This is a genomic window from Bordetella bronchiseptica (assembly GCF_900636925.1).
Classification (GTDB): domain Bacteria; phylum Pseudomonadota; class Gammaproteobacteria; order Burkholderiales; family Burkholderiaceae_B; genus Bordetella; species Bordetella pertussis.
The window spans coordinates 923,945-937,380 of sequence record NZ_LR134326.1 but is presented as its reverse complement, the minus strand read 5'-3'; the positions used below and the strand labels follow the sequence as shown (position 1 = coordinate 937,380).

The window sequence follows — 13,436 nt, the reverse complement described above, 5'->3', positions numbered from 1 at the left end:
GAAACAACGCCTTATGAATGAGGCCGCCCGGGCGGGACTGGCCCCGACCGACGGCTGGAATGACCCGGTATTATAGAGAAGCCGGGCGATAGGGGAATTCCTGTTTTGCCCGGCACCGGCCTACCCATCCGGGGCCGCCGGGATCCCGAAACCATCGAGACGCGCTGCTTGAACAACGACCAAGACTCCCGCCTGGCCCTGATCCACGCGTGGCTGCAAACCCTGCCGGGCTCGCTCGGCCTGCGCCCCGAGACCATGGAGCCCGCCTCCAGCGACGCCAGCTTCCGCCGCTATTTCCGCCTGCAGGCGGCGGCCGGCACCCTGATCGTCATGGATGCCCCGCCGCCCCACGAGGACGTGCGCCCCTTCGTGCACATCGACGGCCTGCTGCGCGAGGCCGGCGTCAACGTGCCCGAAATCGTGGCCCAGGACGCCGGGCAAGGCCTGCTGCTGCTGTCCGACCTGGGGCAGGACACCTTCTACCAGCGTATCCGCGCCGGCATCAGCGACGCCCAGCTCCAGTCGATGTACCGGGACACCCTGGCCACGCTGGTGCGCCTGCAGCAGGCCAGCACGGCCGGGCTGCCGGCCTACGACGGCGCCCGGCTGGCGGCCGAGCTCGAACTCTTCCCCGAATGGTATGTCGGCCGCCACCACGGCGTGACGCTGGACGACAAGACGGCCGCCGCGCTGCGGCAGATATTCGGCCTGCTGGCGGCCGAGGGCGACACGGGCCACCGGGTGCTGGTGCACCGCGACTTCCACTCGCCCAACCTGATGGTCTGCGACGAGCCGCGCTACGGCCCGAATCCCGGCGTCATCGACTTCCAGGACGCGCTGGCCGGTCCGCTCACGTACGACCTGGCTTCGCTGGTCACCGACGCCCGCACCACCTGGGAAGAGCCGCAGCAGCTGGATTGGGCGATCCGCTACTGGGAGCTGGCGCGCGCCGCCGGCCTGCCGGTGGACGCCGATTTCGCGCAGTTCCACCGCGCCTACGAATGGATGGGCCTGCAGCGCAACCTGCGCATCCTGGGCGTGTTCGCCCGCCTGAACCACCGCGACGGCAAATCCATCTACCTGTCGCACATGCCGCGCGTCAGCGGCTACGTGCGCCAGGTGGCGCAGCGCTATGGCGCGTTCGCGCCGCTGCTGCGCCTGCTGGACAAGCTGGACGACCGCCAGGTCCAGGTCGGATACACCTTCTGATGCGCGCCATGATCCTGGCCGCCGGCCGCGGCGAACGCATGCGCCCGCTGACCGACACCACGCCCAAGCCCCTGCTGGCCGTGGGCGGCAAGCCGCTGATCGTCTGGCATATCGAACGCCTGGTGGCCGCCGGCCTGCGCGACATCGTCATCAACCACGCCTGGCTGGGCCAGCGCATCGTCGACCACCTGGGCGACGGCGGCGCCTACGGCGCGCGCCTGCGCTACTCGGCCGAAGCGGCGGCGCTGGAAACCGCGGGCGGCATCGCCCAGGCCCTGCCCCTGCTGGGCGACGCCCCCTTCCTGGTCATCAATGGCGATATCTGGTGCGACTGGGATCCCGCCCAGGCCCGGCGCCAGGCCGCGGCCCTGGACGCCGCCGGCGCGCAAGCCTGGCTGCTGCTGGTGGACAACCCGCCCCAGCATCCGCAGGGCGACTTCCGGCTGGAAGACGACGGGCGGGTCGCCGACGACGGCGCGCCGAAGCTGACTTTCGCGGGAATCGGCCTTTACCGGCCCGCCCTGTTCGATCCTGTGGCGCGCGGCAGCGCCGCCCCGCTGGCCCCGCTGCTGCGCCAGGCCATGGCGCGGCGGGCGGTCATCGGCGCGCGGCACGCCGGCCGCTGGACCGACGTGGGTACCCCCCAGCGGCTGGCCGCGCTGGACGGCCAGTTGCGCCCGGAAGGCACGTAACGTCACGTATTTCACGTCATCTACGGACGAAACCAGAGGTATCCGCCGGTCGCCAAGGAGGCTGCAACGCGGTATCCTCTACCACTTTGGCCCGAAGACACGCATGCTGTCTTCGCTGATTCTGCTACAGGAAATTCTCTCGCATGGCGTTCGGACGATCACAACGGCAAGTATTCAAGCCCTCGGTGTATCAGCCCGGTAAACGCACCCGGCGCATGCCGCGCTGGCTGGTGTTGCTGCTGGTGGGCATTGCGCTCGGCGCGGGCGGCGTGCTGTTCCTGCAGACCAACTACGGCCCGCAACGGCTGACCGTCGAGCAATCCGAACAACTGCACACCGAACTGAGCGCCGCCAACCTCGAGCGCCAGCGCCTGCAGACCCAGCTGGACGAAGCCATCGGCCAGCGCGACGCCAACAAATCCACCCACGAACAGCTCACGACCGACCTGGCGCAAGCGCGTACGCGCATCGATACGCTGAACCAGGAGTTGCTGCTGTTCCAGGACGCCATGCCGCCCGACCCGCGCGGCGGCGACATCGGCGTGCGCTCCGCCGTGTTCAAGCGCCAGCCGGGCCAGCTGAGCTACCAGGTGCTGATCATGCGCGAGAACCATGCGGGTCCGGCCTTCAAGGGCAATGTAACGCTGGCCATCGAAGGCAGCTACGCCAACGGCCGCCGCGGCACGCTCACGCCCGATCCGCTGGCGCTGGACCTGCAGCGCTACAACAATACCCAGGGCGTCCTGCCGCTGCCCGACGGCTTCACGCCGCGCTCGGTCACCATCCGCGTGCTGGACGGCCAGCAGAAGCAGCACGCCATGCGCATCTACTACGTGCGCGGCTGATCCGCGCGCGCCGGCAGGCCGGTGGCGCCCAGGCGCCCGGCCGCCTCGTCCATGAACTGCGCCATGCGCACATCCAGCTCGGTCACCCCGCCGGCGTCATGGGTGGTCAGCGTCACGTCGACCCGGTTGTAGACATTGCGCCATTCCGGGTGGTGGTCCATTTTCTCGGCGAACATCGCCACGCGCGCCATGAAGCCGAACGCGGCATTGAAATTGTCGAACCGATAGCGCTTCTCGATGGCGTCGCGCCCGGCCGCCGCGTTCCAGCCCTGCAAGGCCGGCAGCGCCACCTCGGCGCCGATACGCATCGGAAATTCCGTACTCATCGCAAACTCCCCGCGGCCGCGTCCGCCAGCCGGCATGGGCGGCGGACGCGCCGCCCTGTCTATTGCTTGACCGCGTACAGATAGACTTCGACGCGGCGGTTGGCGGCCCGGCCCTCGGCCGTCGCATTGTCGCCGACCGGGTCGTTGGCGCCGCGGCCCTCGACCGTCATGCGCCCCTGCGCCACGCCCTGCTTGCCCAGGTAGGACGTCACGGCGCGCGCGCGATTGACCGACAGTTGCTGGTTGTGCGCCGCCGAGCCGGTACTGTCGGTATGGCCCACCACCTTGGTGCGCAGTTCCGGATGCTGGTTCAGGGCGCGCGCCACGCTGTCGAGCACCGGCAGCAAGGCCGGCTTGAGCTGCGACTTGTCGGTGTCGAACGATACGTTGCTGGGAATGTTGACCTTCAGGCTGCCATCCGGCATCTCGACCACATCGATGCCCAGCGACGACGCGCCGGACTGCTGCACGTCCTGCTTGACGCCCGACCAGTTGTAGCCGATCAGGCCGCCGGCCACCGCGCCGATGCCGGCGCCGATCGCGGCGCCCTTGCCGTGGCCGATCAGGGCGCCGATACCCGCGCCCACCGCCGCGCCCGCGCCCGTGCCGATCGCGGTATTGGTCTGCTGCGGTGTCGCGCAGCCCGAAATGAGCAGGGCAGCGGCACTGACGACGGCGACGCGCATGATGGTTGTTCTTGCTTGCATGACGACCTCCTCGACGGTAGGGACAGGACCGGCAGGCACCGGCTCGACCATGCTAGCAAGCGGCAGACGGCGCACTCGAAACATTTTGTATATTCCTGCCGGCCCACCCGGAATCACGCATCCTTGTAGCGTTCCTCCAGCTCGTCATACAACGGCTTGCCCACCAGCCGTTGCCGCTCCAGGAAAGGCGCGAGCAACGCCGGGTCCTCGTCCAGCTTGCCGTCGCGCCTGAGCGCGCCCAGCGCGCGCTGCATGCCCAGCACCGCCCCCTGCAATGTCGCATTGGCGTACAGCACCACGCTGTAGCCCAGGCGCCCGAGTTGCGCGGCCGGCATGGGCGGCGTCTTGCCGCCCACCACGATATTGACCAGCAGCGGCTGGCTCAGCAGTTGCGGCAGCTTGCCCACCTCGTCCTGGTCGACGATCGCCTCGACGAACAGGATGTCCGCGCCCGCCTCGGCGAAACGCCGGGCGCGCTCGATGGCGGCGTCGAAACCCTCGACAGCGCGCGCGTCGGTGCGGGCGATGATGAGGAAATCCTCGTCGCGCCGCGCGTCGGCCGCCGCCTTGATCTTCGACACCATCTCGGACAGCGGCGCCACGCTCTTGCCGGCGAAGTGGCCGCAGCGCTTGGGAAACACCTGGTCTTCCAGCTGGATGGCATCGGCCCCGGCGCGCTCCAGCACCCGCACGGTATGCCATACATTGACCGCGTTGCCGAAGCCGGTGTCGGCGTCGACGATCAGGGGCAACTCGACCGCATCGCGGATGCGCGAGGTCGCGTCGGCCACGTCGCGCAAGCCGATGATGCCCAGGTCCGGCGCGCCGTAATGCATGTTGGTCAGGCCCGCGCCGGTCAGGTAGACCGCCTCGAACCCCTGGTCCGCCACGATCCTGGCGCTCATCGCGTTGAACGCGCCCGCCACCAGCATGCCATTGCGCTGCGCGACCCGTTCGCGCAGCACCCGTTTGGTCGAATTGCTCATTGCCCATGCTCTCCTTGCAGGAAGCCGGCCTGCGCCGGGCCGCCGTTGATGATGCGCTCCCCACGCCGCGCGGCTTCACGCGCAGGTCGGGCTGGCCCCAGCAGCATATACCAGGCGGCCCCGAATGATTCTTGGCGCCACGCCCAGGACAGGAATGGCAGATGCAAACCCTTACCAGGCGCGCGTGCGGGCGCCACGGCGGCGCAGGCCGCGCGAGCTTATAATTTTTCCTGGATCGCCCACCCGGTGCGACGCGCCATCGGGAACAGCGCCAGCAAGATCGCGCGTCGATTCCTCATGCGCCGCCGGCAGCATCGCCGCGGCGCGCAAGGGGCACACCATGTCACGCAAATATATCGACTGCCGTGAGTTTCCCAGCGAAATGAACTGCTCGGTCGCGCTGTCGGCCGACAGCGACGCCGAACTCCTGGAAGCCGCGGTCCAGCACGCCACCACCGTGCACAAGCACGCCGACACCCCGGAGTTGCGCGCGCAACTCAAGACCATGTTCCATGAGGGCACGCCGCCGCTCGCGGCGCAGGCCGGCAGCCGCGCCTGACCACGGGCCGGGCCGCACGCGGCCCGGCCGCAGGCGCCGTCAACCGAAGACCGTGGCCAGCGCCCGGTCGATCGCGCCGCACAGTTCGTCCACCTCGTCGCGCGTCAGGATCAGCGGCGGGGCCAGGCACAAGGTCGTATTGAGACCGGGCAGCGCGCGCGTGATCACGCCGATCAGCACGCCCTGCGCCTTGCACTGCGCCACCACGCGCTTGGCGTCGGCCTCGGAAACCGGCGTTTTCGCCGCCCGGTCGCTCACCAGTTCCACGCCCTGCAGCAAACCCTTGCCGCGCACGTCGCCGATGACGGCATGCTTGTCGGCCAGTTGGCGCAGGCACGCCTGCAAGTAGTCGCCCACCTGCGCGGCATGCTCGACCAGCCCCTCCTCCTCGAGGATGCGCAGATTCTCCAGCGCCGCCGCCGCGCTGCCCGCGCAGCCGCCGAAGGTGGAGACGTCGCGGAAGAAACTGAGGGGATCGTCCGGTTCGTCCTTGAACTGCTCGAAGATGCGCTCGTGCGTCACCGTGCAGGCAATGGCCGCATAGCCCGAGGCCGTGCCCTTGGCCAGCGTGACGAAATCCGGCTCGATGTCGAAATGCTGGTAGCCGAACCATTTGCCGGTGCGCCCCAGGCCGCACACGACCTCGTCGATATGCAGCAGCACATCGTGGCGCCGGCAGATCTCCTGCACGCGGCGCCAGTAGCCCTCGGGGGGCACGATGATGCCGCCGCCGGCGGTGATGGGTTCGAGGCAGAGCAGCCCGACCGTTTCCGGGCCTTCGCGCAGGATGACCTCCTCGATGGCGTCGGCGGCGCGCTCGCCGTAGTTCGCCACATCCCATTGCTTGCGGTACTCCAGGCAGTGCGGCACCTGGACGAAACCGTCGGGAAACGGACCGTACTGCGCCGCCCGCTCGGGCTGGCCCGCCGCCGCCAGCGTGGCGATCGACGATCCGTGATAGTCCCGCTCGCGAAACAGGATCTTGTATTTCCTGCCGGCATGGTGGCGCGCGGAGATCTGGCGCACCATCTTGAATACCTTCTCGTTGGCCTCGGAGCCCGAGTTCGAAAAATACACCCGGCTCATGCCCGGCATCTTCGAGACCAGCTGCCTGGCGAACAGCGCGCCGGGCACATTGCCCGCGCTTTGCGCGAAATAGTTCAGCTTGAGCATCTGGTCGCGCATGGCGTTGGCGATCCGCTCCCGCCCGTAGCCGACATTGACGGTCCAGAGTCCGCCGGCCGTGGCGTCCAGGTACTCCTTGCCGCTGGCATCGCGGATACGCGTGCCCTTTCCTTCGACCACCACCCAGGGGGCCGTGGCCTGCAGGGCGTCGTGCTGCAGCATGTGATGCCAGATGGCATTGCGGTCGTCTTCGACGACGCTGTGAAGATCATTGATCGTTGCCAAGTCGTTCATGGAAACCTTCCGCTGAAAGTAGGGGCTGGGAAATAAACGGGTTACACGGGGTCCACCGGGACGGGCGGCATGCCGCGCGCGGCGATGTCCTCGGCCGCCAGGAACAGCAAGTCCTCGCGGTAACGGCCGGCCGCCAGCTGGATACCCACGGGCGCCGAGCCGCACATGCCGGTCGCCACGCTCATGCACGGCAGGCCCATGAAGGCCAGGCCAAGCTGCGGCATCTGCGCCTCCCAGACGCTGTCGTAATCGGCCGCGGACCGGGTATCCAGGTCGTTGGCGAAGGGCAGGCGGGCCGACACCGGCAGCATCATCAAGGGATAGTCCTCGAAGAACAGCATCCACTGGCGCAGATAGGACGCCCGCGCCTTGAGCGCCGAACAGTAGCTTTGCAGGGTGACGCCGGCCGACTGCGGCTGGCCCCGCAGCATGGCCAGGGCGCCCGGGTCGCCCTCGGCCTGCGCCTCGGCCAGCAAGGCCGGATATTCGTCGCCCAGCCACAGGGTCACCTGGGCCACGGCGGCATCGCGCATGGGCGGAATGTCGTCCAGCTCGGCCACTTCCCAGCCGGCGTCGCGCAAGCGCGCCGCCGCATCCAGCAGCGCATCGGCCACCCCGGCGTCGATCTCCAGGCCGTCGGGCCGCAGGCACAGCGCCACCCGGCGCGGCCGGGCCGGGCCGGCCAGCGGCGCGGGCACCCACCACGGGTCGCGCGGGTCCGCGTGGGCCAGCGCGGCGAACGACAATTCGATGTCGGCCACGGTGCGGGCCAGCGGACCGGAGACCGACATGAGCTGCCCGCCCAGGCCGCGTTCGGGGAACGAAGCGTTGTAGTTGGGAATGCGCCCCAGGGTCGGGCGCAGGCCGTGCACGCCGCACGCGTAGGCCGGATACCGGATCGAGCCGGCGATGTCCGTGCCATGCGCGATGGCGCCGATGCCCGAGGCAACCGCCGCGCTGGCGCCCCCGGAAGAGCCGCCTGGCGTCAGGCTGCGGTCGAACGGGTTGTAGGTGTCGCCGTGCAGGCGGCCATTGGTGAACCAGCGCAGGCCGAACGCCGGCATGTTGGTGCGCCCGATGGGAATCGCCCCGGCCCGCTCGAAGTTGTCCACGATGGGGCTGTTGGCCGCGGCGCGGTGGTCCTTCAGCTTGCGGATGCCCATGGTGGTCGCGAAACCCGCCTGGTCGTGCGTGACCTTGACCGTCACCGGCACGCCGGCCAGCGGGCCGGGGTCCTCGCCGGCGGCGATGCGCGCGTCGACGCGGGCCGCCGCCGCCAGCGCCGCCTGGGGGTCGCTGTCGACCACGGCATTGATGCGCCCATTGACGGCCTCCATGCGGTCCAGCGCGGCGCGCACCGCCTCGCTTGCCGAGAACGCCCCCGACTTCACGCCCGCGACAATCTCGCAGGCCGACAGCCGCCACAATTCTGATGTCACGCCCCTTCCCCCTCGATGCTTCGCAAGCCGGACAGATGGCTACCGTTCGCGAAAGTTGGCAAAGTCCCAATCGCGTCCCGGCGCGGCCTCGATCAACGCGCGCGTGTAGGCGTGCGCGGGCCGCGCCAGGACATTCTCGGCCGTGTCGTGCTCCACCACGCGGCCATGCCGCATCACCATGACCTCGTCGCAGATCTGCGCGGCCACCCGCAGATCGTGCGTGATGAACAGAATCGCGATGTCCAGCTTGCGCTGCAGCGTGTCGAGCAATTCGAGCACCTGCGCCTGTACCGAGACATCGAGCGCGGACACCGCCTCGTCGGCCACCAGGACGTCGGGCCGCATGGCGATGGCGCGCGCGATGGCGATGCGCTGCCGCTGCCCGCCCGAGAACTGATGGGGATAGCGCGCCAGGGCGTCGGCCGGCAGGCCCACCAGCTCCAGCAATTCGGCCGCCTGCGCCAGCGCGGCCTGCCTGTCCTGCCCGAAGTTCACCGGCCCTTCGATCAGGCTGGCGCCGATGGTGCGGCGGGGGTTGAGCGAACGGTACGGATCCTGGAAGACGATCTGCAGATGCTTGCGAAACGGCTTGAGCTGCCTGGGGCCCAGCCGCGCGATATCGGCATCGCCGACACGGATGGCGCCTTCGCTCGGCTCGATCAGCCGCATCACGCAGCGCGCCACCGTGGACTTGCCCGAGCCGCTCTCGCCCACGATGCCCAGCGTACGGCCGGGCTGGATGCTGAACGCGACATCGTGCGCGGCCTGGACTTCCCGCCGGCGGCCCGGGAACCCGCCCATCGCATAGCGTTTCGCAAGCCCCTGCACCTGCAGCGTGGCGCACGCCTGCGGCGCGGCCCGGCCGGGCCGCGGAATCAGGCTGGGCACCGACTTGAGCAACTTGCGGGTGTAGTCCTGCCGCGGTTCGCGCAACAATTGCTCGACCGGCGCGCTCTCGACGATTTCGCCCAGGCGCATGACATAGACCCGGTCGGCGATCTCGGCCACCACCCCCATGTCATGGGTGATGAACAGCACCGCCGTATCGTGCTTGTGCTGCAGCTCGCTGATCAGCTTGAGCACCTGGTTCTGCGTGGTGACGTCCAGCGCGGTGGTCGGCTCGTCGGCGATCAGCAGCCGCGGCTCCAGCACCAGCGCCATGGCGATCATGATGCGCTGGCGCTGCCCGCCGGAGAGCTGGTGCGGATAGGATTCGTAGATACGCGCCACGTCGGGCAGGTGGACCTGCTCCATGATGTCGAGCACGCGCTGCTTCTTCTCGCGCCTGGGCAGCGCCGTGTGGCTGTCCAGCACCTCTTCGATCTGCGGCCCCACCTTCATGACCGGGTTCAGGGCCGTCATGGGCTCCTGGAAAATCATGGAAATGCGCTTGGCGCGCAAGTCCCGCAAGGCGGCCGGCCCGAGGTCTAGCAGGTTCTGGCCATCGAGTTCGATGCGTCCGCCTGTCACCCGCAGATGCCCCTTGGGCAGCAGGCCCATGACCGCCAGCGAGGTCATGGACTTGCCCGAGCCGCTTTCGCCCACCAGGCAGACCGTCTCGCCCTGCCGGATATCGACGTCGATATCCCGCAGGATGGCGCTGCCGGCGCCCGGCTGCCCGTCCACCAGGGACAGGCCCGCGATGCGCAGCACCACCGGGCGATGTTGGAGATCGCGCTTGCGAAATATCATCGTTTACTCCCCCCGCCGCTTCAGGCGCGGATCGAGCATGTCGCGCGCGGTGTCGCCCAGCAGGTTGATGGACAGGATGCACAGCGACAGCAGCAGGCCCGGCCACAGCATCAGCCCCGGGCGGATCTGGAAGTACATGCGCGCTTCCGCCATGATGTTGCCCCAGGTCGGTATCTCGGTGGAGACGCCCGCCCCCAGGAACGACAGCACCGCCTCGGTCAGGATGGCCGAGGCGCAGACGTAGGTGGCCTGCACCATGAGCGGCGCCAGGGTATTGGGCATGATGTGCCGCCAGAGAATGCCGGGCATCGACGTGCCCAGCGCCAGGGCCGCCTCGACATAGGGCTCTTCGCGCGCCGACAGCACCACCGAGCGCACCAGGCGCACCACGCGCGGCACCTCCGGCACCGTAATGGCGATGATGACCGACCAGATGCTCGGCCCGTTGAGCGCGGCCAGGGCGATCGCCAGCAGGATGGACGGCACCGACATCACGGCGTCCATGATGCGCATGACCACGCCGTCGAGCACGCGGAAGAACCCCGAGACCAGGCCGATGCACAGCCCCGCGGCGATGGAGATGACGGCCGCCGCCACACCCACCAGCAGCGAGACCTGGCCGCCCGCCATCACGCGCGAGAACACGTCGCGCCCCAGCGCATCCGTGCCCAGCCAATGATCCGCGCTGGCCGGCTTCAGGCGCATCAGCGGGTTGATCGCGATCGGATCGTGCGGGATGTACAGATAGGCGGCCGCCGTGGCCAGGACCAGGACCGCCAGCACCAGCGCGGCGGCAATCGGCGGCCAGCCGAAGCGGCACCATGCGGGCAGCTGGGTGACCCGGAATACGGCCTGCAGGGCGCTGGCCGGCTGCGGTAGCGTGGTCATCAGTAGCGGATCCTCGGATCGAAAATGGTATAGGACAGATCGATCAACAGATTGATGAACACGTACAGCGCGCTGGTCAGCAGGATCATCGCCTGGATGACCGGATAGTCGCGCGCCAGCACCGCGTCCACGGTCAGGCGGCCGATGCCGGGAATGTTGTAGACGCTCTCGGTCACCACCACGCCGGCGATCAGCAGCGCGAACCCCGTGCCGATGATGGTGACGATGGGCACCGCCGCGTTGCCCAGCGCGTGGCGAAACAGCACGATGCGCTCCTTGACGCCCTTGGCCCGCGCCGTACGGATGTAGTCCTCGCCCAGCACGTCGAGCATGCTGGCCCTGGTCATGCGCGCGATCAGCGCCACGAATACCGTGGCCAGCGTCATGCAGGGCAGGACCGCCGTGCGCAGGAACTGCTGCGGATCCTGGAACACCGAGGTAAAGCCCTGCACCGGCAGCCAGCGCAGGTCCACGGCGAAGATCTTCATCAGGATGTAGCCCACCACGAAAGCCGGGATCGAAAAGCCGATGACCGAGAACGCCATCACCGCGTAGTCGAGCCAGCTGCGATGCCGCCATGCGGCCAGCACCCCCAGCGGCACCGCGATCAGCACCGACAGGATGATGGTCAGGGTGGCGATCTGCAGCGTCGGCCCGACCCGCTGGCCGATCAGTTTGGTGACCGGCTGCCTGGAAATGATCGACGTTCCCAGGTCGCCGGACGCAAGCTGCGTCATCCAGGTGCGGAACTGCACCGTCAGCGGCTCGGTCAGGCCCAGCGACTTGCGGATGTTCTCGATCTGGGCGGGCGTGGCCGAATCGCCGGCGATGATGGCCGCCGCGTCGCCCGGCGTCAGGCGCAGCAGCAGGAATACGAACACCGCCACGATCACCACGACCGGAATCGTGGCGAGCACGCGCCGCAGGATGTAACCGAACATCGGCCGCCCCTTGTGGATTGAGTCAGGATGGGGCGGACCGCGGCCTCTCCAGGCCGCCGGTCCGCCATGGTGCGATGGCTACTTCTTGTCCATCTGCCAGAACACGGGAACCGGCGACGCAATGATGTCGACCAGGTTGGCGCGGCGCCCCTGGACCGTCTGGAACTGGCCCAGCGGCAGGTAGGTGACCTCGTCCATGACGCGCGCCTGGATCCGCTTGGCCACGTCCAGCTGCGCCTGCGGCGATCCGGCCGTGATGTACTCGCCGCGCATCGCCTCCAGCTCGGGATCCTGCGCCCAGCCGAAGAAGCCCTCGTCGCCGCGCGCGTTGAGCGTGGCGTTGATCAACGGCGTCGTGACCTCGGGCACCATCCAGTAACTGAAGAACATGCTCCAGCCGCCCTGCGACGGCGCGCCCTTGTTGGTGCGGCGGGTCACCAGCGTCTGCCAGTCCATCGGCTGCAGGTCCACCTTGAAGCCGGCGGCGCGCAATTGCTGGGCCGCCACCAGCGGCGGCGCGGCGAGAATGGGCACATCGGTCGGCTGCAGGATCACGACGGGCGATCCGTCATAGCCCGCCTCCTTGAGCAGGGCGCGCGCGCCCTCCACGTCGCCCTTGCCGGTCAGGGCCCCGGCGCCGGCTTCGGAGGCCAGCGGCGTGCCGCAGCCCAGCACCGCGCCGCATACCTGGTAATACTTGGGATTGCCGACCATGGCCGCCAGGATGGGCTCCTGGCTCATGGCCTTGAGCGCGGCCTGGCGTATCCGCTTGTCGTTGAACGGCGGCTGCTTGAAATTCATGCGCCCCAGGGCCTGGTAGCCCAGTTGGTCGCGCACTTCCAGCACCACGTCGGCGTTCGACTCGAGGATGGGCAGCAGATCGGTCGGCGTCTGCTCCAGATAGTCGATCTCGCCCGACGACAGCGCGCTGACCGCCGTCTGCGCGTCCGGCATGGTCACCCAGTTGACCCGGTCGACCTTGACCACCTTGCCGCCCGCCATCCAGTTGGCCGGTTCGTTGCGCGGCACGTATTTGTCGAACTTCGCATACGCCACCTTCACGCCGGGCGAGAACTCGTCCAGGACGAAGCGGAACGGGCCGGAGCCGGTGTAGTCGGTAATGGCTTCGCTCGACGGCGTCCTGGCCACCCGCTCGGGCATGATGAACGGCGGCACCGTCGACTGCTTGCCCAGGGTTTCCAGCATCGGGCCGAACGGCTTGCTCAGTTTCCAGGTGATCGTCCGGGCGTCAGTGGCGGCCAGGCTTTCGGTCTGGTCGAAAATGTGCTGGCCGCCGGTGTCGCGCTCGCCCCAGCGCTTGAGCGAGGCCACCACATCGGCCGCCGTGACCGGCGCCCCGTCGTGGAACCACAGGTTCTCGCGCAGCGTGAAGGTGTAGGTCAGCCCGTCGGGCGACACACTGAAATCCGCCATCTGCGGCCGGACATTGAAGTCCTTGTCCATCGAGACCAGCACGTCATAGATCATGTACCCATGATTGCGCGTGATGTGGGCCGTCGTGATGATGGGGTCCAGGACGCGCAGCCCCGAGTGCATGACGGCCGTCACCGTCTTGGGCGCCTGCGCCGCCGCGGGGACCGTCGCGGCCAGTCCGCAGAGCGCGGCCGCCACGGCCGCCAGGCGTGCGCCGGCGCGTATCTTCACAGCGGGATCAGCCGCATTGCGTGCGATGAACATCGTTTCTTCCCCTTGTTGTGTCGACTACATCAGAG

At 68.6% G+C, this 13,436-nt stretch carries 13 protein-coding genes; 4 read left to right on the top strand and 9 right to left on the bottom strand.

Features of this window, described 5'->3' with window-relative positions:
- Positions 1 to 105: 105 nt before the first annotated feature.
- The 3 genes from EL288_RS04450 to EL288_RS04440 all read left to right on the top strand — a co-directional run bounded on the left by EL288_RS04450 (position 106) and on the right by EL288_RS04440 (position 2,746).
- Positions 106 to 1,209: an aminoglycoside phosphotransferase family protein gene (locus EL288_RS04450; RefSeq protein WP_003814431.1), complete on the top strand. Its 1,104-nt coding sequence runs from the start codon at positions 106 to 108 to the stop codon at positions 1,207 to 1,209.
- Positions 1,209 to 1,901: an N-acetylmuramate alpha-1-phosphate uridylyltransferase MurU gene (gene murU, locus EL288_RS04445; RefSeq protein WP_010927035.1), complete on the top strand. Its 693-nt coding sequence runs from the start codon at positions 1,209 to 1,211 to the stop codon at positions 1,899 to 1,901. The genes EL288_RS04450 and murU overlap by 1 nt, the downstream gene beginning before the upstream one ends.
- Before the next feature lie 143 nt (positions 1,902 to 2,044).
- Entirely contained in the window at positions 2,045 to 2,746 is a 702-nt protein-coding gene (locus EL288_RS04440) for a DUF6776 family protein (protein WP_003820867.1), read from the top strand.
- Here the strand turns inward: EL288_RS04440 and EL288_RS04435 are convergent.
- The 3 genes from EL288_RS04435 to EL288_RS04425 form a co-directional block, all read right to left on the bottom strand.
- Positions 2,731 to 3,108 (bottom strand): 4a-hydroxytetrahydrobiopterin dehydratase, encoded by a 378-nt coding sequence (locus EL288_RS04435; RefSeq protein ID WP_003814437.1) that lies wholly within the window; start codon positions 3,106 to 3,108, stop codon positions 2,731 to 2,733. The genes EL288_RS04440 and EL288_RS04435 overlap by 16 nt on opposite strands.
- A 23-nt stretch (positions 3,109 to 3,131) precedes the next feature.
- Complete coding sequence (locus EL288_RS04430; RefSeq protein WP_010927036.1) at positions 3,132 to 3,779, bottom strand: OmpA family protein; 648 nt, start codon at positions 3,777 to 3,779, stop codon at positions 3,132 to 3,134.
- A 113-nt stretch (positions 3,780 to 3,892) separates the two neighbouring features.
- Positions 3,893 to 4,765, bottom strand: coding sequence for an isocitrate lyase/PEP mutase family protein (locus EL288_RS04425; RefSeq protein WP_003814441.1), 873 nt, complete (start codon positions 4,763 to 4,765; stop codon positions 3,893 to 3,895).
- Positions 4,766 to 5,105: 340 nt separating this feature from the next.
- On the opposite strand from EL288_RS04425, the gene EL288_RS04420 reads away from it, so the two are divergent.
- Entirely contained in the window at positions 5,106 to 5,324 is a 219-nt protein-coding gene (locus EL288_RS04420) for a DUF1059 domain-containing protein (protein ID WP_003814443.1), read from the top strand.
- A 39-nt stretch (positions 5,325 to 5,363) separates the two neighbouring features.
- Here the strand turns inward: EL288_RS04420 and EL288_RS04415 are convergent, their stop codons facing one another.
- The 6 genes from EL288_RS04415 to EL288_RS04390 form a co-directional block, all read right to left on the bottom strand.
- On the bottom strand, positions 5,364 to 6,743 hold the full coding sequence (locus tag EL288_RS04415; protein ID WP_003814445.1) for an aminotransferase family protein: 1,380 nt from the start codon (positions 6,741 to 6,743) through the stop codon (positions 5,364 to 5,366).
- Between the two features lie 41 nt (positions 6,744 to 6,784).
- Positions 6,785 to 8,182 (bottom strand): amidase family protein, encoded by a 1,398-nt coding sequence (locus tag EL288_RS04410; protein ID WP_010927037.1) that lies wholly within the window; start codon positions 8,180 to 8,182, stop codon positions 6,785 to 6,787.
- 39 nt (positions 8,183 to 8,221) lie between these two features.
- Positions 8,222 to 9,874, bottom strand: coding sequence for a dipeptide ABC transporter ATP-binding protein (locus EL288_RS04405; protein ID WP_010927038.1), 1,653 nt, complete (start codon positions 9,872 to 9,874; stop codon positions 8,222 to 8,224).
- A gap of 3 nt (positions 9,875 to 9,877) precedes the next feature.
- Positions 9,878 to 10,762, bottom strand: a complete 885-nt coding sequence (locus tag EL288_RS04400; RefSeq protein WP_126621895.1) for an ABC transporter permease — start codon at positions 10,760 to 10,762, stop codon at positions 9,878 to 9,880.
- On the bottom strand, positions 10,762 to 11,703 hold the full coding sequence (locus EL288_RS04395) for an ABC transporter permease (protein ID WP_003814453.1): 942 nt from the start codon (positions 11,701 to 11,703) through the stop codon (positions 10,762 to 10,764). Before EL288_RS04395 ends, EL288_RS04400 begins: the two co-directional genes overlap by 1 nt.
- A 78-nt stretch (positions 11,704 to 11,781) precedes the next feature.
- Positions 11,782 to 13,368 carry an ABC transporter substrate-binding protein gene (locus EL288_RS04390; RefSeq protein WP_227914937.1) on the bottom strand — a complete coding sequence of 529 codons (1,587 nt, stop codon included), beginning with the start codon at positions 13,366 to 13,368 and terminating at the stop codon, positions 11,782 to 11,784.
- Between the last annotated feature and the right edge of the window lie 68 nt (positions 13,369 to 13,436).

Coding starts and splice junctions, on each gene's coding strand:
- EL288_RS04405 (WP_010927038.1), bottom strand. CDS start 9,874: ATGATATTTCGCAAGCGCGATCTCCAACATCGCCCGGTGGTGCTGCGC.
- EL288_RS04400 (WP_126621895.1), bottom strand. CDS start 10,762: ATGACCACGCTACCGCAGCCGGCCAGCGCCCTGCAGGCCGTATTCCGG.
- EL288_RS04415 (WP_003814445.1), bottom strand. CDS start 6,743: ATGAACGACTTGGCAACGATCAATGATCTTCACAGCGTCGTCGAAGAC.
- EL288_RS04440 (WP_003820867.1), top strand. CDS start 2,045: ATGGCGTTCGGACGATCACAACGGCAAGTATTCAAGCCCTCGGTGTAT.
- EL288_RS04425 (WP_003814441.1), bottom strand. CDS start 4,765: ATGAGCAATTCGACCAAACGGGTGCTGCGCGAACGGGTCGCGCAGCGC.
- EL288_RS04435 (WP_003814437.1), bottom strand. CDS start 3,108: ATGCCGGCTGGCGGACGCGGCCGCGGGGAGTTTGCGATGAGTACGGAA.
- EL288_RS04395 (WP_003814453.1), bottom strand. CDS start 11,703: ATGTTCGGTTACATCCTGCGGCGCGTGCTCGCCACGATTCCGGTCGTG.
- EL288_RS04420 (WP_003814443.1), top strand. CDS start 5,106: ATGTCACGCAAATATATCGACTGCCGTGAGTTTCCCAGCGAAATGAAC.
- EL288_RS04430 (WP_010927036.1), bottom strand. CDS start 3,779: ATGCAAGCAAGAACAACCATCATGCGCGTCGCCGTCGTCAGTGCCGCT.
- murU (WP_010927035.1), top strand. CDS start 1,209: ATGCGCGCCATGATCCTGGCCGCCGGCCGCGGCGAACGCATGCGCCCG.